The sequence below is a fragment of the Aeromonas sp. XH genome (assembly GCF_033348475.1).
GTDB classification, from domain to species: domain Bacteria; phylum Pseudomonadota; class Gammaproteobacteria; order Enterobacterales; family Aeromonadaceae; genus Aeromonas; species Aeromonas sanarellii.
In genome coordinates, this window is sequence record NZ_CP137630.1 from 3,846,874 (window position 1) to 3,872,597 (window position 25,724).

The 25,724-nt window shown below is 63.3% G+C and carries 20 protein-coding genes; 11 read left to right on the forward strand and 9 right to left on the reverse strand.

The window, feature by feature from the left end; translation table 11 throughout:
* Window positions 1–81: 81 nt before the first annotated feature.
* The 6 genes from R2B70_RS17765 to R2B70_RS17790 all read left to right on the forward strand — a co-directional run bounded on the left by R2B70_RS17765 (window position 82) and on the right by R2B70_RS17790 (window position 8,697).
* Window positions 82–2,103, forward strand: a complete 2,022-nt coding sequence (locus tag R2B70_RS17765) for an exoribonuclease II (protein WP_318162107.1) — start codon at window positions 82–84, stop codon at window positions 2,101–2,103.
* Window positions 2,104–2,756: 653 nt separating this feature from the next.
* Window positions 2,757–4,685: a PTS mannitol transporter subunit IICBA gene (locus tag R2B70_RS17770; RefSeq protein WP_318162108.1), complete on the forward strand. Its 1,929-nt coding sequence runs from the start codon at window positions 2,757–2,759 to the stop codon at window positions 4,683–4,685.
* 37 nt (window positions 4,686–4,722) lie between these two features.
* A complete protein-coding gene (locus R2B70_RS17775; protein WP_182935173.1) occupies window positions 4,723–5,868 on the forward strand; it encodes a mannitol-1-phosphate 5-dehydrogenase in 1,146 nt (381 codons plus the stop codon).
* A 117-nt stretch (window positions 5,869–5,985) separates the two neighbouring features.
* Entirely contained in the window at window positions 5,986–6,507 is a 522-nt protein-coding gene (locus R2B70_RS17780) for an MltR family transcriptional regulator (protein ID WP_042077582.1), read from the forward strand.
* Window positions 6,508–6,602: 95 nt separating this feature from the next.
* Window positions 6,603–8,384, forward strand: coding sequence for a sodium:proton antiporter (locus R2B70_RS17785; protein ID WP_318162111.1), 1,782 nt, complete (start codon window positions 6,603–6,605; stop codon window positions 8,382–8,384).
* A gap of 64 nt (window positions 8,385–8,448) precedes the next feature.
* Complete coding sequence (locus R2B70_RS17790) at window positions 8,449–8,697, forward strand: hypothetical protein (protein WP_318162113.1); 249 nt, start codon at window positions 8,449–8,451, stop codon at window positions 8,695–8,697.
* A gap of 38 nt (window positions 8,698–8,735) precedes the next feature.
* Here R2B70_RS17790 and R2B70_RS17795 read toward each other — a convergent pair whose 3' ends face one another.
* Both R2B70_RS17795 and zntB read right to left on the reverse strand, forming a co-directional pair.
* The gene (locus tag R2B70_RS17795; protein WP_042077578.1) at window positions 8,736–9,254 is read right to left on the reverse strand and encodes a mechanosensitive ion channel domain-containing protein; all 519 of its coding nucleotides are present in this window, start codon (window positions 9,252–9,254) and stop codon (window positions 8,736–8,738) included.
* Window positions 9,255–9,263: 9 nt separating this feature from the next.
* Complete coding sequence (gene zntB / locus R2B70_RS17800; protein WP_318162116.1) at window positions 9,264–10,256, reverse strand: zinc transporter ZntB; 993 nt, start codon at window positions 10,254–10,256, stop codon at window positions 9,264–9,266.
* 104 nt (window positions 10,257–10,360) lie between these two features.
* Here zntB and R2B70_RS17805 point away from each other — a divergent pair, with 104 nt between their 5' ends.
* Both R2B70_RS17805 and R2B70_RS17810 read left to right on the forward strand, forming a co-directional pair.
* The gene (locus tag R2B70_RS17805; protein WP_318162117.1) at window positions 10,361–10,813 is read left to right on the forward strand and encodes a YaiI/YqxD family protein; all 453 of its coding nucleotides are present in this window, start codon (window positions 10,361–10,363) and stop codon (window positions 10,811–10,813) included.
* A gap of 669 nt (window positions 10,814–11,482) precedes the next feature.
* Complete coding sequence (locus R2B70_RS17810; RefSeq protein ID WP_318162118.1) at window positions 11,483–14,371, forward strand: beta strand repeat-containing protein; 2,889 nt, start codon at window positions 11,483–11,485, stop codon at window positions 14,369–14,371.
* 351 nt (window positions 14,372–14,722) lie between these two features.
* Here R2B70_RS17810 and R2B70_RS17815 read toward each other — a convergent pair whose 3' ends face one another.
* Window positions 14,723–15,928: a NupC/NupG family nucleoside CNT transporter gene (locus tag R2B70_RS17815; protein WP_209793710.1), complete on the reverse strand. Its 1,206-nt coding sequence runs from the start codon at window positions 15,926–15,928 to the stop codon at window positions 14,723–14,725.
* 563 nt (window positions 15,929–16,491) lie between these two features.
* On the opposite strand from R2B70_RS17815, the gene dbpA reads away from it, so the two are divergent.
* Complete coding sequence (gene dbpA, locus R2B70_RS17820) at window positions 16,492–17,871, forward strand: ATP-dependent RNA helicase DbpA (RefSeq protein ID WP_219143416.1); 1,380 nt, start codon at window positions 16,492–16,494, stop codon at window positions 17,869–17,871.
* Between the two features lie 72 nt (window positions 17,872–17,943).
* Window positions 17,944–18,231, forward strand: coding sequence for a YkgJ family cysteine cluster protein (locus R2B70_RS17825; protein WP_042077573.1), 288 nt, complete (start codon window positions 17,944–17,946; stop codon window positions 18,229–18,231).
* A gap of 324 nt (window positions 18,232–18,555) precedes the next feature.
* Here R2B70_RS17825 and R2B70_RS17840 read toward each other — a convergent pair whose 3' ends face one another.
* Window positions 18,556–18,951 carry a hypothetical protein gene (locus R2B70_RS17840; RefSeq protein ID WP_216991135.1) on the reverse strand — a complete coding sequence of 132 codons (396 nt, stop codon included), beginning with the start codon at window positions 18,949–18,951 and terminating at the stop codon, window positions 18,556–18,558.
* 275 nt (window positions 18,952–19,226) lie between these two features.
* On the opposite strand from R2B70_RS17840, the gene R2B70_RS17845 reads away from it, so the two are divergent.
* Complete coding sequence (locus tag R2B70_RS17845; protein ID WP_318162119.1) at window positions 19,227–20,624, forward strand: PepSY domain-containing protein; 1,398 nt, start codon at window positions 19,227–19,229, stop codon at window positions 20,622–20,624.
* A 66-nt stretch (window positions 20,625–20,690) separates the two neighbouring features.
* Here R2B70_RS17845 and R2B70_RS17850 read toward each other — a convergent pair whose 3' ends face one another.
* From R2B70_RS17850 to R2B70_RS17870, 5 genes are all read right to left on the reverse strand, one after another.
* Window positions 20,691–20,909 (reverse strand): DUF6500 family protein, encoded by a 219-nt coding sequence (locus R2B70_RS17850; protein ID WP_042077569.1) that lies wholly within the window; start codon window positions 20,907–20,909, stop codon window positions 20,691–20,693.
* 13 nt (window positions 20,910–20,922) lie between these two features.
* Window positions 20,923–21,936, reverse strand: coding sequence for a CobW family GTP-binding protein (locus tag R2B70_RS17855; protein WP_318162120.1), 1,014 nt, complete (start codon window positions 21,934–21,936; stop codon window positions 20,923–20,925).
* Between the two features lie 213 nt (window positions 21,937–22,149).
* Window positions 22,150–22,347 (reverse strand): YbdD/YjiX family protein, encoded by a 198-nt coding sequence (locus tag R2B70_RS17860; RefSeq protein ID WP_025325546.1) that lies wholly within the window; start codon window positions 22,345–22,347, stop codon window positions 22,150–22,152.
* Window positions 22,348–22,406: 59 nt separating this feature from the next.
* Complete coding sequence (gene cstA, locus R2B70_RS17865; protein ID WP_318162121.1) at window positions 22,407–24,530, reverse strand: pyruvate/proton symporter CstA; 2,124 nt, start codon at window positions 24,528–24,530, stop codon at window positions 22,407–22,409.
* A gap of 242 nt (window positions 24,531–24,772) precedes the next feature.
* Window positions 24,773–25,678 carry a 1,4-dihydroxy-2-naphthoate polyprenyltransferase gene (locus R2B70_RS17870; protein ID WP_318162122.1) on the reverse strand — a complete coding sequence of 302 codons (906 nt, stop codon included), beginning with the start codon at window positions 25,676–25,678 and terminating at the stop codon, window positions 24,773–24,775.
* Window positions 25,679–25,724 lie beyond the last annotated feature (46 nt).

The following is a 25,724-nucleotide window of genomic DNA, read 5'->3' on the forward strand; positions in this document are numbered from 1 at the left end:
CCATTCACCTTGGCTTTGGAGGGGTAAAAACGTATAGTGCTGGGCGATTAACCATCAGGTCTCCACTCAGGTTCCCCATTTATGTTCCAAGACAATCCGCTGCTGGCCCAGCTCAAGCAACAAATCCGCGAAAACATCCCCAAGAAAGAGGGTGTGATCCGCGCCTCCGATCGGGGCTTCGGCTTCCTGGAGGTCGATGAGAAGACCAGCTATTTCGTGCCGCCTCCCTACATGAAGAAGGTGATGCACGGCGACCGGGTGAGCGCCCTGATCCGTACCGAAAAAGAGAAGGAAGTGGCGGAGCCCGACGCCCTGCTGGAGCAGGCGGTGACCCGCTTCGTCGGCCGCGTGAAGATGTTCCGCGACCGCCTCAACGTGGTGCCCGACCACCCCCTCATCAAGGACGCCATCAAGGCCCGCGCCAAGAAGGGGCTGGACGAGAAGTCCTTCAAGGAAGGGGACTGGGTGGTCGCCACCCTCAAGCGCCACGCCCTCTCGGACGGCAACTTCTCCGCCGAGATCACCCAGCTCATCGCCACCCAGGAAGATCACAACGTGCCCTGGTGGGTAGTGCTGGCGCGCCACAACCTGGCCCAGATTGAACCGGCCGACCTGCCGGAGTGGAAGGTGATCGAAGAGGAAGAGCTGCCTCGCCGCGATCTGACCCAGGTCCCCTTCTTCACCATCGACGGCGCCAAGACCAAGGACATGGACGATGCCCTGGCCATCACCAAGCTGGAGAACGGCTGGGAGCTGCTGGTGGCCATCGCCGACCCGACCGCTTACGTGGCCGAAGGCAGCGAGCTGGACAAGGAGGCCGCCCAGCGCGCCTTCACCGTCTACATGCCGGGGCGCAACGTGCCGATGATCCCGCGCACCCTCTCCGACGAGCTCTGCTCCCTGAAGGAGGGCGAGGAGCGCAACACCCTGTGCGCCCGTCTGCTCATCGCCGAGGACGGCCTGCTGCTGGAGGAGACCGAGTTCTTCGCCGCCCGCATCGTCTCCCACGCCCGTCTCAGCTATGACGACGTCTCCGACTGGGCCGAACACGGCAAGGAGCTGGCCATCGACGCAGGTGTGCTGGCCCAGCTGCCCCTGATGAAGGCGATGACGGAGGCGCGCATCAAGTGGCGCACCGAGCACGCCCTGGTGTTCCCGGACAGGCCCGACTACGACTTCGAGCTGGGTCAGGACGGCGAGGTGCTGGCGATCCACGTGGAGCCGCGCCGCATCGCGAACCGCATGGTGGAAGAGTCGATGATCGCCGCCAACATCTGCGCCGGTCGCGTGCTCGGCAAGCAGGTGGGCTACGGCATCTTCAACGTCCACACCGGCTTCGACGAGGAGTCCCTGGATGGCGCCATCGAGCTGCTGAAGACCGCAGAGGCCCCGTTCGAGAAGATCGATATCGCCAGCCTCTCCGGTTTCTGCGCCCTGCGCCGCTGGATCGACGGCCTGGACACCCGCTGGCTGGACGGCAAGATCCGCCGCTTCCAGAGCTATGCGCTGATGTCTGCCGAGCCCGGTGCCCACTACGGCCTGGGGCTGGACGCCTACGCCACCTGGACCTCCCCCATCCGCAAATACGGCGACATGGTCAACCATCGCCTGCTCAAGGCCGTCATCGCCGGCAAGACCCCGGGTGAGCGCCCAAGCCTGGAGCTGACCGAGCACCTGACCGCCTGCCGCCGCCTGCACCGCATGGTGGAGCGCGACATCGGCGACTGGCTCTATGTCCGCTACCTCAAGGCCGATGCGGGCACCGACAAGGTGTTCAACGCCGAGATCATCGACGTGATGCGCGCCGGCCTCAAGCTGCGCCTGCAGGAGAACGGCGCCGTGGTCTTCATGCCCGCCCGCCATATCCTGGACAACAAGGACAGGCTGGAGTGCAACTGGGACAACGGCCGCGTCTATCTGGACAAGACCGAGGTGGTCTACGAGCTCGGCCAGATCATCGAGGTGAAGCTGACCGAGGCGGTGGAAGAGACCCGCTCCCTCATCGCCAAGCCGGCTGTGGATCTGGTGCCGGGCCCGGCGCCGGTGGCACTGGCCAGCGAAGCAGAGGCGGCGCCGACCGCCGAGGCACCCAAGGCGGAATAAACCCGCAGCCAGCCTTGTCCCGAAAAAGCCCGCTTCCCGCGGGCTTTTTCATGGACGCGCCGCAGAGGCGGACCACAGCGGGATGGAAGGCGCAGCCGAACGCCCGCATTTTGCCATGCCGCCAGGAAGGGAATGGCAGCCACAGGAAGCATCGGGAAGCACAGAGGAAGGAAACAGGATGAGTCATGCCGGAGGCGATCCCCCCGGCGGCGAAAACTGAAAGTGGGTTACAGAATCACTGATTCATCGATAAATAATGGGTGATGGAGCCTGATCAATCGTTGCAGCTTGTCAATTGGATGACACAAGCCATGCTTCAATCGAGTACAAATCACCATTATGTGACGATAATCACGTTGACACATGGTTTGCGCAAACAACAAAACGAGATTCACATCACAAAAAATCGGGGAGAAAAGGCGAGGAGATCGAAATGTAACCGAAATACGGCGAATGATTGTGATCAACATCACTGTGTATGGAGGGGGGAGGCCGGGGTATTTGAGATGCGGGTCACAATACCCCCCGTTTTCAGCCTAATTTGATTACAAGCTGGTAGATTGAAGTTGCTTAGACGACAGGGATGGGGTTCTGCAAAACCGACCATCCCCACTACCACCCTTAATCACACAGGCTTAAAACGGGGTCCCGACATGTTATCACCGGATACCAAAGTCAAGATACAGAATTTTGGACGCTTCCTGTCCAATATGGTCATGCCCAACATAGGCGCCTTCATCGCCTGGGGCTTCATCACCGCCCTCTTCATCCCCACCGGCTGGCTGCCGAACGAGACGCTGGCCAAGCTGGTCGGCCCCATGATCACCTACCTGCTGCCCCTGCTCATCGGCTACACCGGCGGCAAGCTGATCGGGGGTGACCGGGGTGCCGTGGTCGGCGCCATCACCACCATGGGCGTCATCGTGGGGACCGACATCCCCATGTTCATGGGCGCCATGATGGTCGGCCCGCTCGGTGGCTGGGCCATCAAGCGCTTCGACAAGGCGATGGAGGGTCGCGTCAAGAGCGGCTTCGAGATGCTGGTGAACAACTTCTCCGCCGGCATCATCGGCATGCTGCTGGCCATCCTCGCCTTCTTCGTGATCGGTCCCTTCGTCAAGGTGCTCTCCGGTGCCCTGGCCGGCGGCGTCGACTTCCTGGTCGCCCACGGCCTGCTGCCGCTCACCTCCATCTTCGTCGAGCCGGCCAAGATCCTGTTCCTGAACAACGCCATCAACCACGGCATCTTCTCGCCACTGGGCATCCAGCAGGCCACCGAACAGGGCCGCTCCATCTTCTTCCTGATTGAAGCCAACCCGGGCCCGGGCCTCGGCGTGCTGCTGGCCTACATGGTGTTCGGTCGCGGTGCCGCCAAGCAGTCCGCTGCCGGAGCCTCCATCATCCACTTCTTCGGCGGCATCCACGAGATCTACTTCCCCTACGTGCTGATGAACCCGCGCCTCATCCTGGCGGTGATCGCCGGCGGCATGACCGGGGTCTTCACCCTGACCCTGTTCAACGCAGGCCTGGTCTCCCCCGCCTCGCCGGGCTCCATCTTCGCCGTGTTGCTGATGACGCCGAAAGCCTCCCTGATCGGGGTGCTGCTCTCCATCATCGCCGCCGCCACCGTCTCCTTCCTGGTCGCCGCCGTGTTCGTCCGTGCCCAGCAGCCGGAGGCCGACGAGGCCGATGCCCTGGGTGAAGCCACCCGCAAGATGAAGGCCATGAAGGGTGCCAAGCCCGAGACCACCGCGGCCAAGAAGCCGGGTGCCGAGCTCACTGCGGTGCGCAACATCGTCGTTGCCTGCGATGCGGGCATGGGTTCCAGCGCCATGGGTGCCGGCATGCTGCGCAAGCGGGTGCAGGCCGCCGGCCTCGACATCAGTGTCACCAACCGTGCCATCAACAACCTGGACGATCAGGTGGATCTGGTCATCACCCACAAGGATCTGACCGACCGTGCCCGTCGCCACGCGCCGCACGCCCGTCACATCTCCCTCTCCAACTTCCTCGACAATGCCCTCTATCAGGAGCTGGTGCAGAACCTCACCCTGGCCAACGCGGCCAACGACGACGTGGCCAACCCGCAGCTGCTGGTGGCGGCCAACGACGACAGCTACGAGCCGCAAGCCAGCGAGGTCTTCACCCTGAGCCTGCAGGACGTGCATCTGGGCCTCAAGGCCGACAACAAGGAGGCCGCCATCCTGGCCGCCGGCAGGTTGCTGGCCGAGCGCGGCTACGTGGCACCGGACTATGTCGACGCCATGCTGGAGCGGGAGAAGCTGGTCTCCACCTACCTCGGCGAGTCCATCGCCGTGCCCCACGGCACCATAGCCGCCAAAGAGCACGTCAAGCGCACCGGCATCGTCATCTGCCAGTACCCGGCCGGGGTCGCCTTCGGCGAGGGCGCCGACGAGGTGGCGCGCCTGGTTATCGGCATCGCCGCCCGCAACGATGAACACATTCAGGTCATAACCCGCCTGACCAATGCACTGGACGAACCCGGTCTCGTCGACCGTCTGGCCAGTACCCAGGATCCTAAGGAGTTCCTGGACTTGCTGGGCGCCGAACAGGCTGCCTGATCATCCGTCATCGTCTTTGGTTATAGAGGTTAATATCATGAAAACATTGCATTTTGGTGCCGGCAATATAGGTCGTGGCTTCATCGGAAAACTGCTGGCGGACGCCAGCCACCAGGTCACCTTCGCCGACGTCAACGAGACCCTGATCGATCAGCTCAACCACCGCCAGGAGTACAAGGTGCACGTGGTGGGCACGGATCAGAAGCTGGACGTGGTGCGCAACGTGGCGGCGGTCAGTTCCGCCGGCCACGAGGTGATCGCCCGCATCATCACCGCCGATCTGGTGACCACCGCGGTCGGCCCCAACATCCTGGACAAGATTGCCAGCACCCTGGCCAAGGGGCTGCAGGCCCGCTTCGATGCCGGCAACCTGACCCCGCTCAACGTCATAGCCTGCGAGAACATGGTGCGCGGCACCAGCCACCTCAAGCAGGAGGTACTCAAGTATCTGCCGGTCGCGTATCATGCCACCCTCGAAAACTGTGTCGGCTTCGTCGACTCGGCGGTGGATCGCATAGTCCCGCCGGCGGCGGCGAACGACGATCCCCTGGAAGTGACGGTGGAGAGTTTCAGCGAGTGGATCGTCGACCAGACCCAGTTCAAGGGGGAGCTGCCTCAGGTGGCGGGCATGGAGCCCACCGACAACCTGATGGCCTTCGTCGAGCGCAAGCTGTTCACCCTCAATACCGGCCACATCGTCACCGCCTACCTCGGCAAGCTCAGGGGCTATGGCACCATCCGCGAGGCGATCGAGGATCCGCTGATCCGCAGCAAGGTGCGCCGCGCCATGGAGGAGAGCGGAGCCGTACTGGTGAAGCGATACGGTTTCGACCCGCGCCTGCACGCCGCCTATATCGAGAAGATCCTGGCCCGCTTCGCCAATCCCTATCTGGTGGACGAGATCGACCGGGTCGGCCGCCAGCCACTGCGCAAGCTGTCGGCGGGGGACAGGCTGGTGAAGCCGCTGCTCGGCACCCTGGAGTACGGCCTGCCGAGCGATCACCTGCAGGAAGGCATCGCGGCGGCGCTGCACTACCACAATGCCGACGATCCCCAGGCGGTGGAGCTCCAGTCCCTGCTCGCGGAGCTGGGCCCGGCCCGTGCCCTGGCCAGGGTGACCGGCCTGGATGAAAACAGCGATGTCGTGCGCACTATAGTCGCCCGCTACAACAACTTGAAGTGACCCTATGGGGTGCCTTCACCGCCGCTGGTCAGCGCAGACCGGCCAGTGAGGCACCCCATACGATAACACCGGGGAGGAGCCTGGCTCTCCCCCCTGTCAGCCGGACCCTAGAGACCTATGACCACACACCAGGAAGATGATGTACTGGAGCGACTGAACGAGCAGGACGGCCCCCGCGGCTTCTTTCTCGAGGTCGTGACCATCCTGGAAGAGGCGGTCGACTCCCTGATGCGGCGAGCCTTTCGCCAGGAGGAGTATGCCGTCAAATACGCCATCGAGCCCCTGCTCAACCAGAGCGGCCCCCTCGGCCAGCTGGAGGTGCGCCTCAAGCTCATCTTCGCCCTCGGCCTCATCTCCCTCGAGCGCTATCAGGATCTCGAGGCCTACCTGAAGATCCGCGATTTTCTGGTGCGCGATCCCAAGGATTACCGCTTCAGCGACAAGCCGATCCGGGATCTGCTGGCTCGCCTCCATGGCATCAATCAGGGCAGCATGATGCCGCAGGATCCGCCGGCCAACGAGGAGGACTGGCCCCTCTACCAGATGCAGCTCAACCGGCTCGATCAGATGGTGCGCTCGGCCCTGGTGCTGGCGGTGACCGACTGTGTCACCGAGCTCCACAAAGAGAGTCCCATCTGATCGGGACCGTCCGCTGAGGGCCCACCCACAGGGTGTCAATTTGCCCTCCCTCCCCGCTACACTAGGTCCAACCCCATCATCTGCCCGAGGTTGGCATGATTGCACTCTCCCTCGCCGGGATCGCCCTGATCTCCCTGCTGGCCCAATGGCTCGCCTGGTCGCTGCGCGTCCCCGCCATCCTGTTCCTGCTGCTGAGCGGCCTGCTGCTCGGTCCGATCACGGGCGTGCTCGACCCGGATCTGTTGCTGGGGGAGCTGCTGTTTCCCCTGGTCTCCCTCTCGGTCGCCATCATCCTGTTCGAAGGGGCGCTGACCCTGCATCTGGCGGAACTCAAGGGGATCGGCAAGGTGGTGCGCAACCTCTGTTCGGTGGGCATGCTGGCCAGCTTCGCCGTCATCGGTGTCGCCAGCTACTTCCTGCTCGGGCTGGACTGGCGGGTCGCCATGGTGCTCGGCGCCGTGCTGGTGGTCACCGGCCCCACTGTGGTCGCCCCCATGCTCAACGTGATCCGGCCGGTGCGGGAGGTGGACAAGATCCTGCGCTGGGAGGGGATCGTCATCGACCCCATCGGCGCCCTGTTCGCGGTGCTGGTGTTCGAGGCGGTGCGCCTCGGCAGCCAGAGCGACGTGTTCAGCCACACCCTGCTGGCGCTGGCCAAGACGGTGGGGGTCGGCTCCCTGATGGGGGCGGCCGCCGGCTGGCTCACTACCCTGCTGATCCGCAAGGACTGGTTGCCGGTCAGCCTGCACAAGTTCGGTGTGCTGGCGCTGGTGCTGGTCACCTTCACCCTGTCTGACTGGCTCAGCCACGAGTCCGGCCTGCTGGCGGTGACCGTGTTCGGCATCTGGCTCGCCAATCAGGAGGGGCTGGATCTGGAGGAGGTGCTGGCCTTCAAGGAGGACCTCGCCGTCATCCTCATCTCCTCCCTCTTCATCCTGCTGGCGGCCCGCCTCGATCTGGCCCAGCTCTGGCAGCTCGGCCCCATGGTGCTGGCGCTGCTGTGCGTGGTGCAGTTCGTCGCCCGCCCGCTCTGCATCCTGGTCTCGACCTGGGGCTCGGATCTCCCCTGGCGGGCGCGGGCCCTGCTCGGCTGGATAGCGCCCCGCGGCATAGTGGCGGCGGCGGTCAGCGCCTCCTTCGCCATCAGCCTGCACCAGGCCGGCATCGCGGATGCCGACAAGCTGGTGCCCCTGGTGTTTGCCGTCATCATCTTCACCGTGGTGTTGCAGAGCCTGACGGCCACCCCCCTGGCCCGGCTGCTCGGCATGCGCCAGAGCGCGCCCAACATCTGGCTGCTGATCGGCGCCAACTCGGTGGCGCGGGCCATAGGCCGGGCGCTGGCGGATCAGGGCATCCCCGTCCATCTCTCGGATCCGGCCTGGGAGCACTGCAAGCTGGCCCGCATGAGCGGTCTGCCCTGCTATTTCGGCAACCCGCAGTCGGAGCACGCCGAGCTGCACCTGCCCCTCACCAGCATCAATACGGTGCTCGCCCTCTCCCCCAACCGCCACAACAACGCCCTCGGCGTGCTGCATTTTGCCCACCTCTACGGGGAGGAGAAGGTCCACTCCCTGCGCTCCAGCGAGCAGCATGGCAAGGCGAACCGGGAGAGCGCCACCTTCCGCGCCCGCCAACACCTGTTCGGCCCCGACGTCAATTTCGCCCGCCTGAGCGGCCTGCTGAGCCGGAGCGGCCAGATCAGGGCCACCAGGCTGAGCGACGCCTTTGACTGGGGCCAGTACCAGGACGCCAATCCGGGCGCCATCCCCCTGTTCGTGCTGGATCCCAGGGGCAGGCCCAGGGTCGTCACCGGCCCCGTCGCCCCCCTGGCAGGGGAGCTGCTGATCGCCCTGCAACCGCCCAGGGAGGCGGGATGAAGGGGCCGCATCCTTGGCTGCGAGCTAGACTTGTGGGTGGCGCCATGAGTCACAGGAGGATGTCATGACAGTCAGCGAATTGCGTGCGCTTCACCAGCAGCACAGGTTCAGGGAGGCGGAGATCATGCACGACATCATCGCGCCCGGCTGGATCGTGGAGTTTCGGGGGCAGGACGGTCATCTCTATGTGATGACGGATACCCTGGGGTGTCCCATGAACTTCTCCTCCACCGAGGAGGCTCGCGACCACATCCATCTGGTGGCCGATTGCCCCATCCAGGTCGAACACCTCTACCGCTTCTTCGAGCGTTGAACCCCCGACCAGCAAGAAGGCTCCCGCGGGAGCCTTCTTCATTCCGGTTGCAGGGGTTCAACCTCCTTGCCCTCCAGCCGCCTGACCGGCTTTTGCAGGATAAGGTTGGCCGGGTAGGTGACCAGATCGCCGTTGTCATCCCGCACCCGCACATAGAAGAGGCCGATCTCGGTGATGACGCCGGTGACGGAATCGTCCTTGTCCAGGATGCGGATCCGGTCGCCGATCTTGTAGGGGAAGGCGAAGAAGATGGTGATGCTGGCGGTGATGTTGGAGAGGATCGACCACTGGGCCACCATGGCGACGCCGAGCACCGCGAAGAAGGAGGAGGCGAGCACCACCAGCCGGGAGAAGTCGAGCCCCCAGACCCCCGCCAGGATCAGCAGGGTGGCGCAGCCGAGCAGGAAGTGGAACACGTGTTCCACGTAGATCACCCGGTTCTCGCTCACCTGCCGGCTCTGGCCAAGGGCCATCAGGCTCTTGTGGATGAGGCCGCGGATCAGGGTGTGACCCAGCAGCAACAGCAGGGTCCAGCCAAAAGATTCCCATGTCGTCATGTTCACTCCTTACCACCAGCGCCTGTGCTTGAGCCAGACCGCGAGTCCGGTCGCCAGCGCCAGCAGGGAACCACAGAAGACCCAGAAGGCGGTCGGGTTCTCGGCCCCCGGCATACCCCCCAGGTTGATGCCGAACAGGCCGGTCAGGAAGCTGGCGGGCAGGAACAGCAGCGCCATCACCGACATCTGGTAGGCGCGGCGGTTGGTCGCCTCCGCCATCAGGTTGTTGATCTCGTCCGCCAGCACGGCGGTGCGCGCCACGCCGGCATCCAGATCATCAAGCCAGCGCCGCAACCGATCGGCGATGTCGAGCAGACGGCGCCTGTCGTCCTCGTCCAGCCAGCTGATCTTCTCGTTGGCCAGACGCGCCACCAGATCCCGCTGGGGGGAGAGGTAGCGGCGGATCATGATGAGCTGCTTGCGGATCCGTGCCAACCGGCCATTGGGGGGCAGATCGCGCATCAGCACCATCTCCTCCAGATCCAGGATCTGATCGTGCAGCTCCTCGACGAACTCCCCGGCCCTGTCGGTCAGGGCATCGCAGATCTCCACCAGCCAGTCGGCGGGGGAGTCGGCGCCTCCCCCCAGCGTCAACTGCTCGAACACGTCCTTCTCGGAGAGCAGCGGACGGCGGCGACTGCTGATGATGAGATCCGGCGTGATGTAGATGCGCAGTGCCACCATCTCTTCGGGCCTGTGATCCTTGTTGTGGTTGATACCTCGCAGGATCAGCAGCACCGTCTCCCCCATCCGCACCAGCTTGGGCCTGTTGCTCTGGCCGAGCAGGGCCTCGCGCGCCGCCTCCCCCAGCAAGGGGGTCTGCAGCAGCCAGCGCGCGGCCTCCGGGTTGCCGTAATCCAGATGCAGCCAGCCGGGCTGGGCTGCCGGAATCTCGCTGCCCGCCGCCAGCGGCTGCATGCCCCCCTTGCCATCCAGGGTCAGGCCATAAATCACGTCACTGGGCACCCGATCCATCCACACGTCCTTCTCGCTCATGGTCATCGGCCCAGCTTACACCAAAGCCGGTCCCGACTCAGCCCCGGGGCAGCCGCCCCGCACCGGCCGTGCTAAGATGCCGCCTCGCCTCAGACACAGGAAACCATGCCATGCCCATCTGGGTTGATGCCGATGCCTGCCCGCTCCCAATCAAGGAGATCCTCTACCGCGCCGCCCACCGCGCCCAGGTCGTCACCACCCTGGTGGCGAATCAGGGGTTGCGGGTGCCCCCCTCCCCCTTCATCAAGACCCAGCAGGTGGAGAAGGGGTTCGATGTGGCGGATCATGTCATCGCCCAGCAGGTCAAACCCGGCGATCTGGTGATCACCGGCGACATCCCCCTCGCCTCCTGGGTGATCGATGCCGGGGGCGAGGCGCTCAACCCCCGCGGCGAGATCTACACCCGCGAAACTATCAAGGCGCGCCTCGGCATGCGCAACTTCATGGAAGAACTGCGCTCAGCCGGGGTTCAGACCGGCGGCCCCGCCCCCCTCAACGCCGCCGACAAGCAGCGCTTCGCCAATGCGCTGGACAAGTGGCTGGTCAGGGGCAAGCTCGCATAGCCAGCACTCGAACACAAACGCGCGACGCAGACAAAGAGGTGTGGAGGCGCAGCATGCGCGCCCCCATCATCCTGCCGTCGGCAAACACCATCCTCTCTGCCTGCCCCGTCTGCCCCACTTCTGAAACCGACTCCGGCATACATGCTCCGGGCATAAAGAGAGCCTCAGCCATCCCCATCACCTAGCCCCAACCACCTCAGTCAACTGGAAATCCCGATATAAAGGTCACCTCTAGCCTTTTCGCCGGACGATAACATTACTTTTGTCAGTAGAGTTGCAATAACCATTACCCTCACCTAGACATATTAAAAACACAATATAACAAAAATATCATTAGTGTTTTTGTGGCATTTTAAGAACAAACAAAAATGCCTAAAAATATATGCACAACAATAATGAGAGAACATAAAATCATTAAATATCAATAGAGTATATGAAAACCAAAAAGGCTTCATAGCAGAGACTGTCGTCTCTGTGGGGTTTGTCATCCCCGAAACAGGGCAATCCAGATCCCATATTAAGCACAGAGATAAAAGGGGAATATCCATGAGCAAGTCGATAAACGTATTTCTCTCGCTTTTCCTGACCTTCTTCTTATTCAGCTGCGGTGGAGGGGGCGGAGGAGGGGGCACCAAGCCAACCACTCCCACCAATCCCTCGGCCAAGACGTTGACCAGGATAGACATCTCTGCCGACACTGCCGGCACCCAGGCCAGGGCTGAGGTCAATCCCAGAATTCCCCTTGGTCTCAGCACCCAGTATCTGGCCATCGCCACCTACAGTGACAACAGCACGTCCGATATTACCGATCTGGCCACCTGGAGCAGCGCCGATCCCAGCGTTGCAACTGTCAACGAGAAGGGCTTGGTCAAGGCACTAAAGCTCAGCAGTACCCAGATCTCGGCCAGCTATGCGGGGGTGACCAGCAACACGTCCACCCTGACCATCACGGATGCGATCACCACCAAGATCTCCGTCATTCCTCCGACGACCAGGTTGGCCAAGGGGCTGACTCTGCAACTGCAGGCCATCGCTACCCTCTCTGACGACAGCACCAGGGATGTGTCGACCCAGGCCACCTGGCAGAGCAGCAACCCGACCGCATTGAGTGTCGATCCCAAGGGAAAAATCACCGCACTCGAACTGGGGGACGCCACAGTGACTGCCACCTTGCAGGGCGTTTCCGGCCAGGTCAGCGTCTCGGCGGTCAATTTGGCGATCAACCAGATCCAGATCATTCCGGCCACGGTGCAACTGGCCATTGGCACCAAGACAAGGCTCACCGCCGTCGCCACCTTTGCCGACCAGAGCACTCAGGACGTCTCTTCCCAGGTGGCATGGCTGAGCAGCAATACGGCTGTCGCCACCGTGGACAACACCGGCCTGGTCAGCGGCATCGCAGCCGGTTCTGTCACCCTATCAGCCAGTCTGCTGGGCGTCACGGCCAGCACCAGTATTCAGGTCAACAATACCAGCGCCACATCCTTGCAGGTAATCCCAGCCGTGGGCACCCTGGCCATCGGCACCAAGAACCAATTGCAGGCCATCGCGACCTTTGCCGATGGTTCCACCCAGGATGTGTCTAGTCAGGTCCAATGGAGCAGCAGCGACCCCGTTGTTGCGAGTGTCGACAGCCTCGGTCTGGTCACGGGTCAGGGCATAGGTCAGGCGCTCATCACCGCGACCCTGGGTGTCATCAGTCGCAGTGCAACACTGACGGTCACTGATGCCATTACGACGTCGCTACAGGTCATCCCGCCTGCCGCCTCCTTGCCCAAGGGCACTAAGCTGCAATTCCAGGCCATCGCCACCTTCAGCGACAACTCGTCGCAGGATGTGACCAGTCAGGTGGATTGGGACAGTTCGGATATCAGCGTGGCCACCATGGACCTGAACGGTGAGGCGACCGCCTTCAGTGAAGGCAGCTCGAACATTTCGGCCAGATTCCAGGGGGTTACCAGCAATACCGTGACGCTGGTGGTCACCAATGCCACCATAGACAGCATCCAGATCGTCTTGAACGGCGGCAGTGGCACCCTGGCCAAGGGCAGTTCGGTCCAGTTCAAGGCGCAAGCCGTGTTGAGTGACGGGAGTACGCTGAATATATCCAACCAGGCAGCATGGTTCAGCAGCGATCAGACCAAGGTCACCATTAATGCTCAAGGGCTTGCGACAGGGGTTGCTGCTGGTTCAAGCACCATCAGCGCCAGCCTGAACGGCGTGACCAGTGCCGGCACCCTGCTGACGGTCACCAATGCCACCATCAGCCAGATCCAGATCACTCCACCCAGCCTTTCACTGGCCAAAGGAACCAAGGGTAAATTGACGGCAGCCGCCACCTATAGCGATGGCACGACCCAGGACGTTTCAAGCCAGGTCGTCTGGAACAGCTCGAATATCGCCGTCGCCACCATCAACCAGTCCGGCGAAGTCAGTGCCGTCAGCAATGGCAGCGCAACCCTGACCGCCAGCCAGAGTGGCGTCAGCAGCAACGGGGTCAGCCTGACCGTGACCAATGCCAGCGTGAGCCAGATCGACCTGTCGGCAACGGCATCCACCCTGGCGGCGGGAACCAAGACCCAGCTGACCGCCATCGCCACCTATTCCGATGGCTCCAGCCAGGATATTACCGGCCTGGTATCCTGGAGCAGCAGTGACAGCGGCGTCGCCACCGTGGATACCAACGGCCAGATCACCGCCGTTGCTCCGGGAACCGCGACCATCACCGGCAGCTTCGGCGGGCAAACCAGCACCCTGACCATCACGGTCACGGCGGCAACGGTGAGTGCCATCCAGATCAGCACTCCCCTGACGTCGCTGGCACTGGGAACCAATGGCCAACTCAAGGCGATTGCGACCTACTCCGACAATACGGTGCTCGATGTCACCAGCCAGGTCGGCTGGAGCAGCAGCGCCCCCGCCTTGGTCAGCGTCGATGCCAGCGGCCAGATCAAGGCGCTGACCGTGGGCTCCGCCACCATCAGTGGCAGCCTGGGAGGCGCCACCGCCAACATCAACATTGCGGCGACGGCTGCCACCCTGACCGGGCTCACCATAGATCCCATCCCCAACCTCGCGAGCGGAAACCAGGTGCAGCTCAAGGCAACGGCCACCTTCAGCGACCTGACCAGCCAGAATGTCACCGGCCTGGTCAATTGGCAGAGTGACAACACCGGGGTGGTGACCGTCTCCGGCAGCGGGCTGGCATATGGGGTTGCGGCAGGCACGGCCAACATCGGTGCCAGCTTCCTGACCGGCACTGACAGCAAGCCCGTCACCGTCACGGCAGCGACTCTGGGTAGCCTGGCTGTCAGCTGCACCACACAGGTCCAGCTGGGGGCACTCGGTATCCCGGTCGCCAACCTAGTGACACGCAAGGCCGTCGCCACCTTCTCGGACTCCAGCACCCTGGATGTCAGCAACAGCGTGACCTGGAGCAAGAACGGCGTGGTCATCGGGGTCACCCTGAACAACACCGACATACTGTTGCTGACCCAGTCGGTGACTTACCAGGCCAGCCTCAATGGCGTGACCAGCAACAGCATTACCTGCCCTTGAGGAGAAACTCGGGAGTCGACGACTGGCTCCCTTTCCAAAACAGAAGGGCCACCCTGCCGGGCGGCCCTTCTGTCATCCAGGGTTCACAACGCGACTGCGTCACGGTCCGGCCCGCACCTTGGCCAAGGCGACTGGCTCATCGTCGGCCCAGCACACGCAGCCAGCGCATCCTCCTTTGGCGACACAGCCGTCCGCGGCACTGGCGATGTCCAGGGCCAGCATATCGTCACCGTATCCTCCCCCTCTCTTCTTAATTCAGACGGGACGGAACAAACAATAGAAACACCCGGTACAGAAAAAACAACCCCCTGCCGGGGCAGGGGGTTGTCAGCGCGAGCGCGGAGGGATGAGTTAGAGCATTACGCCGGCGATGACGGCGGAGAGCAGGCTCACCAGGGTGGAGCCGTAGACCAGCTTCAGGCCGAAGCGGGAGACCATGTTGCCCTTCTCTTCGTTCAGCGCCTTCACTGCACCGGCGATGATGCCGATGGAGCTGAAGTTGGCGAACGACACCATGAAGATGGAGAGCATGCCGACAGTACGCGGGGAGAGCTCGGCGGCGATCTTGCCGAGATCCATCATGGCCACGAACTCGTTGGTCACCAGCTTGGTCGCCATGATGGAGCCGGCCTGCAGCGCCTCACCGCTCGGGATGCCCAGGATCCAGGCGATGGGGTAGAAGATGTAGCCCATGACGTGCTGGAAGTTGACCCCAAATGCCGCCTCGAACAGGAAGTTGATGAGGGCGATCAGGGCGATGAAGCCCACCAGCATGGCACCGACGATGACCGCCACGGTGAAACCGGCCATGATGTACTCGCCCAGCATCTCGAAGAAGTTCTCCTGCTTCGGGGTGTGGTGCTCGTCACCCTCGGCCAGCGCCTTGGCGTCGGTCACGGTATTGTCCGGCTCGTAGGGGTTGATCAGCGACAGCACGATGAAGGTGCTGAACATGTTGAGCACCAGGGCCGCCACCACGTAGCGCGGCTCGATCATCTGCATGTAGGCGCCGACGATGGACATGGAGACGGTGGACATGGCGGTCGCCGCCAGGGTGTACATCTGCTTCTCGTTCAGGTGCGGCAGCACGTTTTTCAGCGCGATGAAGTTCTCGGACTGGCCGACGATCATGGAGCTGATGGCGTTGAAGGACTCCAGCTTGCCCATGCCGTTGATCTTGGCCAGCACGGTGCCGATGCCGCGAATGACGATGGGCAGCAGGCGGATGTACTGCAGGATGCCGATCAGCACTGAGATGAAGACGATGGGCATCAGCACCATCAGGAAGAAGGAGAAGGCCCCCTCGTTCATCAGGCCGCCGAACACGAAGTCGGTCCCCTGCTTGGCAAACTCCATCAGCTTGGTGAAACCGGCGGCGAACCCGCCGATGACGGCCAGACCCACTTCGGAGTTCAGCATGAACCAGGCGAGCGCCAGCTCGACCACCAGCAGTTGACCGATGTAGCGCGGCTTGATCTGTTTCCAGTTGCGGCGGTTTGCCAGCAACGCCAGAGCCAGGACCATCACGAGTCCGAGCACAAAGTGAACGTATTCCATACCTGTAGCACCTGAGTGAATTGTAATTTTTGACCGGCGCCATCATAGACATTTGCACATTTAAAAATCTGATAGCCATCACAATCCGCGGCAAAAATATGCATGCAGGATAATACAAACGTTTTTAAATTAATTAAACAATTTCGCCGAAATCAAACTGCAGTTAAATAAACAATTAAATCATTATAAAACAATCACTTAATGATAGTCCATTTCACTTTAAAGGCTTATTTTCACAGCCGCATTACATCCCTTTAAAATTCGCACAGTGGTGTCGGAGCCAACCTGTCAAATTTACGGCCGGTTTATTTAATCAAGGCGAAATGACAAACGTTTATCTTATTTGCAATGAATGATGGCGACGCCATCAACCTATTTCCACGACTGCGGAACGGTGACTCACATGATCCCTGCCCGGCTGGCCGCCCAGACTCCCCTGCCGGGGCGGGAAGGCAGGCACCCGCACTGTCGCTCAAATTTGCGCCACATCCGGCGGGGGATTCTGGTACAATGCGCGCCCCTGCGCCCGGCGCAGCCCGTTTTCTCCGATATAGAGTCCTTTTGTGAACAACAGCGAATTTAGCAGCCTCACCCTCTCCCCCGCCCTGCAAGAGAACCTCGTCAGCCTGGGCTATCTGCAGATGACCCCGATCCAGGCCCAGAGCCTGCCCCTGGTACTCGATGGCAAAGACTTGATCGCCAAGGCAAAAACCGGCAGCGGCAAGACAGCCGCCTTCGGCCTCGGCCTGCTCTCCCGCCTCGACGTCAACCGGCTCGAGGTACAGGCCCTGGTGCTCTGCCCGACCCGCGAACTGGCGGATCAGGTAGCCACCGAGATCCGCCGTCTCGCCCGCACCCTGCCCAACGTCAAGCTGGTGACACTGTGCGGCGGCACCCCGACCGCCCCGCAATCGGCCACCCTGGGCTTCGGTGCCCACATCGCCGTCGGCACCCCGGGCCGGATCCTCAAGCACCTGGAGCAGGGCACGCTCGTGCTCGACGGCCTCCAGACCCTGGTGCTGGACGAGGCGGATCGCATGCTGGACATGGGCTTTGGCGAGGACATCAACCGTGTCATCAGCTATGCCCCGCACGAGCGTCAGACCCTGCTGTTCTCCGCCACCTATCCGGAGGGGATCGCCCGGATGAGCCGCGGCGTGCAGCGCAACCCGGTCGAGGTGAGCGTGGAGTCGCTCCATGAAGAGAGCGCCATCGCGCAGACGCTGTACGAAGTGCCGGCCGGCCAACGCCTGGACGCGCTCACCTGGCTGCTGAGCCACTATCAGCCGGGCTCCTGCGTGGTGTTCTGCAACACCAAGCGCGCCTGCAACGAGGTGGCCGACCATCTGGCCGCCAAGGGCTTCTCGGCCCTGGCGCTGAACGGCGATCTGGAGCAGCGCGAGCGGGATCAGGTGCTGGTGCGCTTCGCCAACGGCAGCGCCACCATACTGGTGGCCACCGACGTGGCCGCCCGCGGGCTGGACATCAAGGAGCTGGGCGCCGTCATCAACTACGAGCTGACCTACGACCCGGAAGTGCATGTGCACCGCATCGGCCGCACCGGTCGCGCCGGTCAGCAGGGCCTGGCCCTGAGCCTCTACCAGCCCAACGAGGCCCAGCGCGTCAACTTTATCGAGGAGTACCAGAAAGCGCCGATGCCGCTTGGCGATCTCGACGGGATAGGCCGCGAGATCAAGCCGATCGCGCCGCAGATGGTGACCCTCTCCATCGACGCGGGCCGCAAGAGCAAGGTGCGGGCCGGCGACATCCTGGGTGCCCTGACCGGCGAAGGCGGCATTGCCGGGGCCGACGTCGGCAAGATCCAGATCGCCGAGCAGTACTCCTACGTCGCGGTCAGACAGGGCGCGGCCAAGGCGGCGCTCAAGCGACTGCAGGAAGGCAAGATCAAGGGGCGCAGCTACCGTGCCCGCAAACTGGGCTAAGGTTCAGACCACAGGCGCCGCACCGGCGCCTGTCTCCTATTCTTCCGTGCCCATGACGGCGAGGCAGGTGCCATGACCCGGACAACTCCCGAAGTAAGCTGCCAGAACTGCGAGGCGTGCTGCTGCCGTCTCGAGGTGATGCTGTTTACCGATACCGGCGTGCCGGACCGCTATGTCGAAGAGCGGGAAGGCGAGGTGCCCGTGATGCACCGGCTGGAAGATGGCTGGTGCGCGGCGCTCGACCGGAACACCATGATGTGCCGCATCTACGAGGTACGCCCACTGATCTGCCGCGAATTCGAGATGGGTGAGCCCGACTGTCTCGACGAACGGGACAAGTGGTTTATCACGTTGAGTTAATCTGCTGAAGGGCGCTCGACCGCCACTCCCCGCGATGATGTGCCGCATCCATGAGGTACGCCCGCTGATCTGCCGCGAATTCGAGATGGGTGAGCCCGACTGTCTCGACGAACGGGACAAGTGGTTTATCACGTTGAGTTAATCTGCTGAAGGGCGCTCGACCGCCACTCCCCGCAATGATGTGCAGCATCCATGAGGTATGCCCGCTGATCTGCCGCGAATTCGAGATGGGTGAGCCCGACTGTCTCGACGAACGGGACAAGTGGTTTATCACGTTGAGTTAATCCGCTGAAGGGCGCTCGACCGCCACTCCCTTGATGTCGTTCAGACAACCTCGGCCAGCTGCTGTTCCAGCCAGAGCAGCGCCTCATCAGTCTGCTCGAAGTAGCGGATCCCCTGAAACGGCAACTCGTGAAAGACCCGATCCGCCAGATAGCGCTTGAACCCGCCCGTCACCACCACCGCCAGAAAGGCACAGCCGTGGGTGGCACACCAGCCAAACTGGCGGCGAAAGCGCGCCAGCACCTCGGGCCCGGCTGCCTCGAACTCGGTCGCCACCTCGACTATGCCCCAGGGCGCGGCATGCAGGCTGGCGATCTGCTGGCTGAACTGCGCCTCATAGGCCATGGCCCCCGCCAGATTGAAGGGGCCGCTCGGACGGCAGATCAGCACCTGCCCCCGTCGCTGCATCTCGAAATGGCCGTGTGGTTTCAACGTCACGCCAGTCTCCTTCCTTGGATCCTTCCCGACTTCACCCAGAGGGTGGCATGTTGCAACAAGGTAAGGATTTATCTGCAGAAAGTCCATTTTGGCGGCGGCTGTCCCGCGCTCTCGACCACACCCACCCGGCCGCAATACCCCATGTGTTTCGCCTTTCTGCCCCCCGGCGACGCCCGTGCCATGTTCTGTTGCAGTTAACAAAACGTTGCTGCTATCATCCGCGCCGACAAACCTTCCACCAACCGCAATGTTTGCCCTTGCCGCAAGGATCCGAGATGAAAACCCGAGATGCGAACCACTACCAGAGGATCTGGCGCTGGCACTTCTATGCCGGGCTCTTCGTCTCCCCCTTTCTGATCCTGCTCTCCCTCACCGGCATGGTGTATCTGTTCAAGCCCCAGCTCGACAATCTGATGTACCCCGAGCTGATGAAGGTGGCCCCCAGCACTCAGACCCTGAGCGCCGACCAGCTGCTGGTCAAGGCGATGATGGCCATGCCGGACGCCAGCCTGAGCAAGTACCTGCCCCCCGCGGCCCCGGACCAGAGCGCCCAGTTTATCGTCCGCCAGCAGGGTCATGAGTTCACCCTGTTCATGGATCCCGCCAGCGGCGCCCTGCTCGGCACCCAGAATAACCTGTGGAACCTGCAGGCGGTGGCGCGGGCCCTGCACGCCGATCTGCTGATCGGCACCACGGGGGATCGCCTGATAGAGCTGGCCGCCGGCTGGGGAATAGTGTTGCTCGTCAGCGGTCTCTATCTCTGGTGGCCGCGCAAGGGTCCCGGGGTGGGCGGCATCCTCTGGCCCAGGGCGAACCAGAAGGGACGCCTCTGGTGGCGCGATCTGCACGCCGTGGTCGGCTTCTGGGGGGCGGGCTTCCTGTTGCTGCTGCTCTTGAGCGGCATGACCTGGACCGGCTTCTGGGGGGATCAGTTCGCCAACCTCTGGAACCGCTTCCCCGCAGCCATGTGGAACGAGGTGCCCAAATCCGCCCCCCTGACCCGCAGCCTCAACCATGCCCATGAGCAGACCGTGCCCTGGGGGGCAGAGACCCTGCCCATGCCGAGCTCGCAGCCTGTCACCGAGAACCACGACCACGGCGCCATGAACCATGGCGGCGGCCACGAGGGCATGGTGATGGCCAGCCACCGCATCCCGCTGCAGCAGGTGGTGGAGATCGCCAGGGAGCGCAGGGTCACCCCGGGCTACAGCATCACACCGCCGACCGGCGAGCACGGCGTTTACACCATCGCTGTCTTTGCCGACGATCCCCGCAACGACGCCACCCTGCACATCGATCAGTACAGCGGCAAGGTGCTGGCGGACGTGCGCTGGCAGGATTACGGCCCGATCGCCAAGACGGTGGAGACCGGCGTCATGCTGCACATGGGCAAGATGTATGGCTGGCCTCACCAGCTCGTCATGCTCCTCATCTGCCTGATGATCCTGGCAAGCTCGGCAAGCGGGCTCTGGATCTGGTGGCGCCGCCGCCCGACAGGCCGGCTCGCCGCGCCCCCCCTGCCCGCCAGGCTGCCCCCCATGCGCGGTGCCATCGCCGTGCAGGTGCTGCTCGGAGCCGCCTTCCCCCTGGTCGGTGCCTCCATGGTGGTCATCTGGCTGCTGGACAGCCTGATCTTCTCCCGCCGCTCGAGGGAACTGGCGCAGGCCGAGTGAGGCCAGACGCCGGGACTGACGAAGGAAGGGCTTCTTGTCAGCAGCCCTTCCTGTCTCATAGCACCGTCATTCCATGCTCTCAACCAGCCTGATTATCTTCCTCGCCTTCTCGAAGTGGTCTAGTCGATGGGTCTGGATCCACCAGGTCGCGGCCTCCATCAGCAGATCGGGATCATCATTCCTGTTGGCGAAAAACGCGTAGAAGGAGACGCCGACCTCCTCCCCCTTCTGCGCGATTTTCTTCTGGCAAACCTGGATCATCTTCTCTCTCAGCGATGCGCGCATCGGCGGCTCTCCCTCACTCCTGTGTCTGCAGAAAGTCTGCCCGCAGCGCCTCGACGGGCAGGTAGCGGCCGATGATCACCAGACGCGACCGGGGCGTCTCATCCCCCCAGGGGGAGCCGTAATCGAACCCCGCCACCCTGTGCACCCCCTGCACGATCAGGCGGCGCGGCTCACCCGCGATGGCCAGCACCCCCTTGTAGCGCAGCATGTCGTTGCCATGCCGCTCGATGCAGGATTCCATGAAGGCGCCTATCTTCTTCAAGTCCAGCTCGCCCCCCTCGAACAGCTGGGCCGAGATGGCGTCGTGCCAGGAGCGGGGACGGGCCGAGAGGGGACCAAATGCCTCCAGGCCCAGGTCGCCACCGCGCACTATCCTGATGCCCTGGCTCAGGCTCAGCTCGTCGCTCAGGGTGAAGGCATCGAGATCCAGCCAGAGCGCGGCCGGGCACTCCCCCCGCACTATGTCGAGGATCTGGGCCCTGGGATTGATCTTGTGGAGCCGGGCGATGGCGGCTTCCCGCGTCGTCTCGTCCACCCTGTCGGTCTTGGTGAGCAGGATACGGTCGGCGAAGCCGAGCTGGGCCGCCGCCACCGGATGCTCATCCAGCTGACGGCCGATATGTTCACAGTCGGCCAGGGTGATGACGGCATCCAGGCGCAGGGCATCCCGCAGCGCCTCTTCAACGAAGAAGGTCTGAATGATGGGGGCGGGATCGGCGAGCCCCGTGGTTTCGACGATCAGCCGCTCGAACTGCAACTCCCCCGTCGCCCGCCGTGCCAGCAGATCCCTCAGGGCAGCGCCGAACTCCCCGCGTACGCTGCAGCAGACGCAGCCGTTGCTGAGCTCCACCACGCTGACCCCGGCGCCTCCCTCCAGCAGGGAGCCGTCGATATTGGCGGCGCCAAACTCGTTCTCGAGAATGGCCACCGAGGCGTCGCCATGGTGGCGCAGGAAGTGGTTGAGCAGGGTGGTCTTGCCGGCGCCGAGAAAACCGGTCAGCAAGGTGACCGCTACAGCTTGCGTCATGATGGGAGTCCTATAGTAAGGGAATGAATTGCAGTGCCCGCTATCGCTCGCTGGCACCGAGAAAACCTCTCAGTAAAGGGTGACAGCTACAGCTTGTGTCATGTTGGAAATCCTGTGAGATGGGGATCGTATCTCTCGCCAAAACCGAGAAAACCGTTCAATAAAGAGTGACAGCTACAGCCTGTGTCATGTTGGAGTCCTGTGATGTGAAACCTAGCAGCAACGCCCGCCATTCTTGCCGCCATAGCGGGCATCCTGGCGTTCGCGAAAGAACTCGTCGTGGCTCATGGGGGTCTGCTCAGGATGGGTCAGCCGCATGTGCTGCACATAGTTGTCGTAATCGGGCACGCCCACCATGAGTCTGGCGGTCTGTCCCAGATACTTGCCCGCCTTGGCCAGGGTATCGAACATGCTTGCTCCTCGTTCGCCGTCGATGAGGGGCCGGCACCCCGGGGTGCCGGCCTGCTGACTTACTTCAGGCTGGGGGCCAGATCGCCGTCGTCATCAGCGTCGGGCTGAGCCGCCTTGCCCGCCGGCATCGGCTGATAAGGGGTTTCGTTCGCGGTCGGCTGCGGATTTTGCAGCGCCTTGAGGGCCGTCTTCAGGGAGAAGAAGGCGAGCACCACCACCACCGCCATGAAGAAGATGGTCAGCCCCGCATCCAGCCGGTTGTTGAACACCAGCTGGGCCAGCTGGGACTCGGTGTACTGGGCCGGTATGGTGCCGCTGTCGATCATGGCCTGGAACTTGTTCGCGATGGCCAGGAAGCCGAGCTTGGGATTGTCGCTGAAGGTCTTCTCCCAGCCCGCCGACAGGGTGCAGATCAGCAGCCAGCTGGTGGGCAGCAGGGCCACCCAGGCGTAGGCCTGACGCTTCATCTTGAACAGCACCACGGCGCACAGCATCAGCGCCATGCCAGCCAGCATCTGGTTCGCGATGCCAAACAGCGGCCACAGGGTGTTGATGCCGCCGAGGGGGTCCACCACCCCCTGATGGAGGAAGTAGCCCCAGGCCAGCACGCACAGGGCGGTGGCGAGCAGGTTGGCCGGCAGGGAGTCGGTGCGTTTCAGGGACGGGGAGATGACCCCCATCAGATCCTGCAGCATGAAGCGCGCGGCCCGGGTGCCGGCGTCCACCGCGGTGAGAATGAAGAGCGCCTCGAACAGGATGGCGAAGTGATACCAGAAGGCGACGTTCATCAGGCCACCGAGGGCGCCGTGCAGTATGTAGGCCATGCCCACCGCCAGGGTCGGGGCGCCGCCGGCGCGGGCGATGATGCTCTGCTCGCCCACCTCGCCGGCGATGCGGGTCAGGGTCTCCGGGGTGATCTGGAAGCCCCAGCCGCTCACCACGGCGGCGGCGGAGGCCACCACGTCGGCGGTGCCCGCCGGCGCCAGCACCGCCAGGGGGCTGTTCATGGCGAAGTAGACGCCCGGATCGATGACGCAGGCGGAGACCAGGGCCATGATGGCGACGAAGGACTCCATCAGCATGCCGCCGTAGCCGATGAAGCAGGCCTGGTTCTCGTTGGCCAGCATCTTGGGGGTGGTGCCGGAGGAGATGAGCGCGTGGAAGCCGGAGACGGCGCCGCAGGCGATGGTGATGAACAGGAAGGGGAAGAGATCCCCGGCCCAGACCGGACCCGTGCCGTCCACGAACTGGGTCAGCGCCGGCATCTGCAGGGTCGGCTGGGTCACCAGAATGCCGATGGCCAGGCCGACTATGGTGCCGATCTTGAGGAAGGTGGAGAGGTAGTCCCGTGGCGCCAGCAGCAGCCAGACCGGCAGCACGGAGGCGACGAAGCCATAGCCCACCAGCATCCAGGTCAGCTGCACCCCGTCGAAATCGAAGTAGGGCGCCCAGGTCTCGCTCCCGGCCACCCAGCCACCGGAGACGATGGCGAAGACGAGGCACACCAGGCCGATGATGGAGACCTCGCCGATGCGGCCCGGCCTCAGGTAGCGGGTGTAGATCCCCATGAAGATGGCGAGCGGTATGGTGAAGGCGACCGTGTAGGTGCCCCAGGGGCTGTGGGTGAGCGCCTTGACCACTATCATCGCCAGCACCGCCAGGATGATCACCATGATCATGAAGGTGGCCACCAGGGCGATGACCCCGGCGACGGGGCCCATCTCCGACTTGATCAGCTCGCCGAGAGAGCGACCGTCGCGGCGGGTGGAGACGAACAGCACCATGAAGTCCTGCACCGCCCCCGCCAGCACCACCCCCGCCAGCAGCCAGAGCATGCCGGGCAGATAGCCCATCTGGGCCGCCAGCACGGGGCCCACCAGGGGGCCGGCACCGGCGATGGCGGCGAAGTGGTGGCCGAACAGCACCTTCTTGTCGGTCGGCACATAGTCCAGGCCGTCGTTGTGGCGCACCGCCGGGGTCATGCGGCTGCCGTCCACCGCCAGCACCCGGCTGGCGATGTAGAGGCCGTAGTAGCGATAGGCGATCAGATAGACGCACACCGCCGCCACCACTATCCAGAGCGCGTTGATCTGTTCACCCCGGTTGAGGGCGATGTAACCGAGGGAGCCTGCGCCCAGCAGCGCCAGCAGCCCCCATCCCAGGTGTTTCCCTAACTTGTCCATAAGTGTGTCCCTGCCGTCGATTTTTACATGTGCAACCAAGTACGGTTACATCTCTATAGCAATCAGGCAGGCGCCACAATCGGAGCCCGTCACAACTCGGAAGCCTGCCCCGGGAATTTCTCAATATTGCCGGACGGATCACGGCCCTGTGGGGAGAGGCGACATGGATGGGATTGAATTGGCAGGAAAAACTGGCGATGGCCCCACAAAAAAGGCCCCTTGCGGGGCCCTTCAGGCAGCCCTCAGGAGAGGGCGAGGCCGATGGATAGCAGCAGGCTGTAGAGGAAGGCGCTGATGGCGGTCTTCTTGAGGGCGCCGGTCAACACCTCCCCATCGAAGCTCTGGCGCAGGGTGCGGGCGGCATCGGCGAGGGGCTTCATGGCGGGCAGGAAGATCCAGGGCCAGAGGCTCGCGGGCTGGGTCAGCAGAAAGGCGACGGTGGCCAGCAGCGCCGCCCCCAGCAGCCCCCAGTGATAGGCGATGGCGCGGTTGCGGCCGAGCCGCACCGCCAGGGTGATCTTGCCGCTGGCGGCGTCCGTCTCTATGTCGCGCACGTTGTTGATGTTGAGCACGGCGGTCGCCAGCAGGCCGCAGGCGGTGGCGGGCAGCAGCAGATCCCACTGCAGGGTGTGGGTGAACAGGTAGTAGGAGCCGAGCACCCCCAGCAGGCCGAAGAACAGGAACACCGAGATATCCCCGAAGCCGCGATAGCCGTATGGAGTCTTGCCCACCGTGTAGGTGATGGCCGCGACGATGGCGGCGCCTCCCAGCAGGATGAAGGTCAGGATCTGCTGCCACGCCTCCCCGAAGGCGCAGGCCAGCAGGGTGAGCCCGCTCACCACGGCCGCCAGGGCGGTCAGCCCCATGGCCAGGCACATCTGGTGCCTGGTGATGAGGCCGGAAACCACGGCGCGCTGGGGTCCGATCCGCTCCCCGTTGTCGGCGCCGGAGACCGCATCCCCGTAGTCGTTGGCCAGGTTGGAGAGGATCTGCAGCAGGATGGCGGTCAGCAGGGAGAGGCCCATGATGGTGCCGTCGAAGGCCCCCCGGCTGGCTGCCAGCCCCGAGCCCAGCAGGATGGAGGAACACGCCAGGGGCAGAGTTCGCAAACGCGCCGCCAGCAACCAAACAGAGAAGGTATTTGTCATATTGTGATGGCCAAACGATCGGATATTGATCGTGTTAAGGGTTATC

Coding starts and splice junctions, on each gene's coding strand:
- R2B70_RS17765 (WP_318162107.1), top strand. CDS start 82: ATGTTCCAAGACAATCCGCTGCTGGCCCAGCTCAAGCAACAAATCCGC.
- R2B70_RS17770 (WP_318162108.1), top strand. CDS start 2,757: ATGTTATCACCGGATACCAAAGTCAAGATACAGAATTTTGGACGCTTC.
- R2B70_RS17775 (WP_182935173.1), top strand. CDS start 4,723: ATGAAAACATTGCATTTTGGTGCCGGCAATATAGGTCGTGGCTTCATC.
- R2B70_RS17780 (WP_042077582.1), top strand. CDS start 5,986: ATGACCACACACCAGGAAGATGATGTACTGGAGCGACTGAACGAGCAG.
- R2B70_RS17785 (WP_318162111.1), top strand. CDS start 6,603: ATGATTGCACTCTCCCTCGCCGGGATCGCCCTGATCTCCCTGCTGGCC.
- R2B70_RS17790 (WP_318162113.1), top strand. CDS start 8,449: ATGACAGTCAGCGAATTGCGTGCGCTTCACCAGCAGCACAGGTTCAGG.
- R2B70_RS17795 (WP_042077578.1), bottom strand. CDS start 9,254: ATGACGACATGGGAATCTTTTGGCTGGACCCTGCTGTTGCTGCTGGGT.
- zntB (WP_318162116.1), bottom strand. CDS start 10,256: ATGACCATGAGCGAGAAGGACGTGTGGATGGATCGGGTGCCCAGTGAC.
- R2B70_RS17805 (WP_318162117.1), top strand. CDS start 10,361: ATGCCCATCTGGGTTGATGCCGATGCCTGCCCGCTCCCAATCAAGGAG.
- R2B70_RS17815 (WP_209793710.1), bottom strand. CDS start 15,928: ATGGAATACGTTCACTTTGTGCTCGGACTCGTGATGGTCCTGGCTCTG.
- R2B70_RS17825 (WP_042077573.1), top strand. CDS start 17,944: ATGACCCGGACAACTCCCGAAGTAAGCTGCCAGAACTGCGAGGCGTGC.
- R2B70_RS17845 (WP_318162119.1), top strand. CDS start 19,227: ATGAAAACCCGAGATGCGAACCACTACCAGAGGATCTGGCGCTGGCAC.
- R2B70_RS17850 (WP_042077569.1), bottom strand. CDS start 20,909: ATGCGCGCATCGCTGAGAGAGAAGATGATCCAGGTTTGCCAGAAGAAA.
- R2B70_RS17855 (WP_318162120.1), bottom strand. CDS start 21,936: ATGACGCAAGCTGTAGCGGTCACCTTGCTGACCGGTTTTCTCGGCGCC.
- R2B70_RS17860 (WP_025325546.1), bottom strand. CDS start 22,347: ATGTTCGATACCCTGGCCAAGGCGGGCAAGTATCTGGGACAGACCGCC.
- cstA (WP_318162121.1), bottom strand. CDS start 24,530: ATGGACAAGTTAGGGAAACACCTGGGATGGGGGCTGCTGGCGCTGCTG.
- R2B70_RS17870 (WP_318162122.1), bottom strand. CDS start 25,678: ATGACAAATACCTTCTCTGTTTGGTTGCTGGCGGCGCGTTTGCGAACT.